We start from the raw sequence: 2,704 nt of genomic DNA on the forward strand, positions 1-2,704 counted from the left end.
TTTTTTATTTGTCTCACTCTATGGGGTCAGTCCCTACTGTGTTAGAAATCGGGGGGTCTTTAGTTGCTTTTCCTTATTGACTATTGTTTATTAAGCGTATCAAGAATAGGATAAAGTTCCTCTAAGTGTTTAATTTCATAATCAGGAATGACTTCGTTTCGCTCTTTATTGTGGCGGTTTATCCATACCGAATGTATACCGACACGGGATGCACCGAGAATGTCTGTCATTAAGTTATCACCAACCATAATGACTTCCTCTTTTTGGAGCGACAGCAATGTTAATGTATGTTCGAAAATAGAAGGATCAGGTTTACCTCTGCCAAATGCACCGGAGATGACAATATGATGAAAATATGGAACAAGTTCAGGAGTAATCTCTAGTTTGGTATTTTGTAAATCGGGTGAGCCATTCGTTAAAAGCAAGAGTTGATATTTTTCTTTTAGTTCATCTAATACGTTAAACGTTTCTTCATATACAAATGGATTCTTCCGACGTTCAACAGGGAATCGTTCCGCTAATTCATATCCAAATTCAGGATCATGGATTCCCAATGCTTTCAATCCTCTTGACCAGGCTTCCTTGCGATATGTCGGAACAATGTCTTTTAATTTTCTGAAATTGTCATCATCGTCTAGAAAGTTACCCCATAGTCCTTCAAAAGGGTTAATGCCAATCATTTGCGTAAAAGGATAGGTTTCATAGGAGGAATAAAGTTCTCTTGCTTCTTTTCGCACCGCCTCTTCAAGTGCTTCAGGATCGACATTGTATTTTTGCTGCGCTACTTGGCAAGTGGCTGTAAAAGCCTCTTTTACACTTTTTTGATCCCATAGCAGGGTATCATCAAGGTCAAAAATAATTGCTTTAATCATATAACTCAGCCTCTCATTTCTTGGTGATAGTATTATAAGGAATTTTATTTACGAGCAATATGGTTCGCGATGAATCGTCCATGCATTCGTCCCGTTTCAATGAAGACTTCATTGGCATTTCTTCCAGAAGCGATTACGCCTGCAATGTAGAGTCCTGGAGAAGAGGTCTCCATAGTGTCTGGATTAAATACCGGAATTTCTCCATCCTCTTGAAAAGCTACACCAGCCTCACGCAGCATACTCCGATCTGGACGGAATCCGGTTAGCGCAAGTACGAAATCATTGTCCAATTGCTCTTCTGAACCATCTCTGGATACAGTGATGGTTGACTCTGAAATGTTCGTTACACAGGAGCGAAATAACATCGTGATACGTCCTTTATTAACCATGCTTTCGAATATTGGCCGAACCCATGGCTTGATAATCGGAGAGTAGGTTTCCCCCCTGTATATAACTGTCACATCCGCTCCAACTCGCAGCAATTCCAATGCTGCATCAACAGCTGAGTTGCTTCCTCCGATGACAGCTACTTTTGTTCCTGTATAAGGATGGGCTTCACGGAAATAATGTGTAACTTTTGGCAGTTGCTCTCCGGGAATACCAAGCAAGTTCGGATAATCGAAGTAACCGGTTGCCACTACGACATACTTTGTCAATACGGTGCTTGTATGTTCAAATCGATTCTGTACGGTCAATGCATAAGTACCGTCAGGCTGCACTTGAATAGCAGTCACCTTATGATAGGGACGGATTCGAAGTTCGCTTCTGTTTGCTACATTCCGATAGTATGTCAATGCTTCTATTCTTGTCGGCTTTTCATTCGGAGTGGAAAAAGGATAGCCTCCAATTTCAAGCAGCTCTGGAGTACTAAAAAATTGCAGATGTGTCGGATATAAATAAATCGAGTGAACCACAGATTCCTTCTCGATAATAAGAGGCTGGATACCGATTTTTTGTAGCTCCAGTGCGGCAGATAATCCGCAAGGACCTGCCCCGATGATTACAACTTCTTCCAAGGTTAATCACCTCTCAGCAATGGTTTACATGAAGACAAATAAAACAATATTACCATAATAACCGATGAGGTAAGATATTGCCAGTACGTTAAGCTTTCATGAATCCAGTGCTGGATAGTTCCTCGCGTACGTTTGTCTAAAAATTAAAACGACACCATTCTGCTTTATTCTTGTGCTATTGTTAACAATTGTCGAAATATTACGATTACCTGGGAAATGATTATTTTTTCGGGAAATCTTCATGCGTTTTTTAATCCTGTTCTATCCAAAGATTCGTATGATTGTAGAGCTGCTGCAACACATGTTTTTTTTTCGAAATATACGTGTTACAATTAAAGCTCCTGCATAAACAGGAATGATATTATTACCTGTAAAGGAGCTGGTTTTTCATGGATAGCATTCAAGGTAAATTTCAACTTGTTAATGGTAGCGGAAGGATAGCTGTCAAAAACGGGGAAGTTTTACCATTGATAGCCGGAAAAGCAATTGAACTATTACATCCTGAACGTGGGTGGGTTCCAGCTATTTATACGGGTAATGGGGAAGCCATTCACTCGATTGGAACGTACCAATTAGAGATTGGAGAGACGATTAAAGTTCATGAATCGCCCTATGCCTATGCAGCAGAATATACAGATGATTATTAAAAAAAGCCCTATCTTAGGGCTTTTTCTTTTTTATTATCTGTACAATAATTCCACTAATTGTACCTGCTCATATGTGGGGCTTGAAAAATAAAATGTAGCATGTAAGTAAAAAATATAATACCAAGGGTGTTGATTATCCAGAGTAGATCGCCACCACACCGTGCCCCAA

At 39.8% G+C, this 2,704-nt stretch carries 3 protein-coding genes; 1 reads left to right on the forward strand and 2 read right to left on the reverse strand.

Annotated elements, in window-relative coordinates:
- Positions 1 to 80: 80 nt before the first annotated feature.
- Both HMPREF0083_RS09935 and HMPREF0083_RS09940 read right to left on the reverse strand, forming a co-directional pair.
- Entirely contained in the window at positions 81 to 872 is a 792-nt protein-coding gene (locus tag HMPREF0083_RS09935; RefSeq protein WP_021621158.1) for an HAD family hydrolase, read from the reverse strand.
- A gap of 44 nt (positions 873 to 916) precedes the next feature.
- Positions 917 to 1,888: a YpdA family putative bacillithiol disulfide reductase gene (locus tag HMPREF0083_RS09940; protein ID WP_021621159.1), complete on the reverse strand. Its 972-nt coding sequence runs from the start codon at positions 1,886 to 1,888 to the stop codon at positions 917 to 919.
- 389 nt (positions 1,889 to 2,277) lie between these two features.
- Here HMPREF0083_RS09940 and HMPREF0083_RS09945 point away from each other — a divergent pair, with 389 nt between their 5' ends.
- Positions 2,278 to 2,535, forward strand: coding sequence for a hypothetical protein (locus HMPREF0083_RS09945; protein ID WP_021621161.1), 258 nt, complete (start codon positions 2,278 to 2,280; stop codon positions 2,533 to 2,535).
- The last annotated feature ends 169 nt before the right edge of the window (positions 2,536 to 2,704 follow it).

The organism is Aneurinibacillus aneurinilyticus ATCC 12856 (genome assembly GCF_000466385.1).
GTDB classification, from domain to species: domain Bacteria; phylum Bacillota; class Bacilli; order Aneurinibacillales; family Aneurinibacillaceae; genus Aneurinibacillus; species Aneurinibacillus aneurinilyticus.

What these genes read in the sequence shown, in the direction of transcription:
- HMPREF0083_RS09945 (WP_021621161.1), top strand. Translation starts at nt 2,278, where the DNA reads ATGGATAGCATTCAAGGTAAATTTCAACTTGTTAATGGTAGCGGAAGG.
- HMPREF0083_RS09935 (WP_021621158.1), bottom strand. Translation starts at nt 872, where the DNA reads ATGATTAAAGCAATTATTTTTGACCTTGATGATACCCTGCTATGGGAT.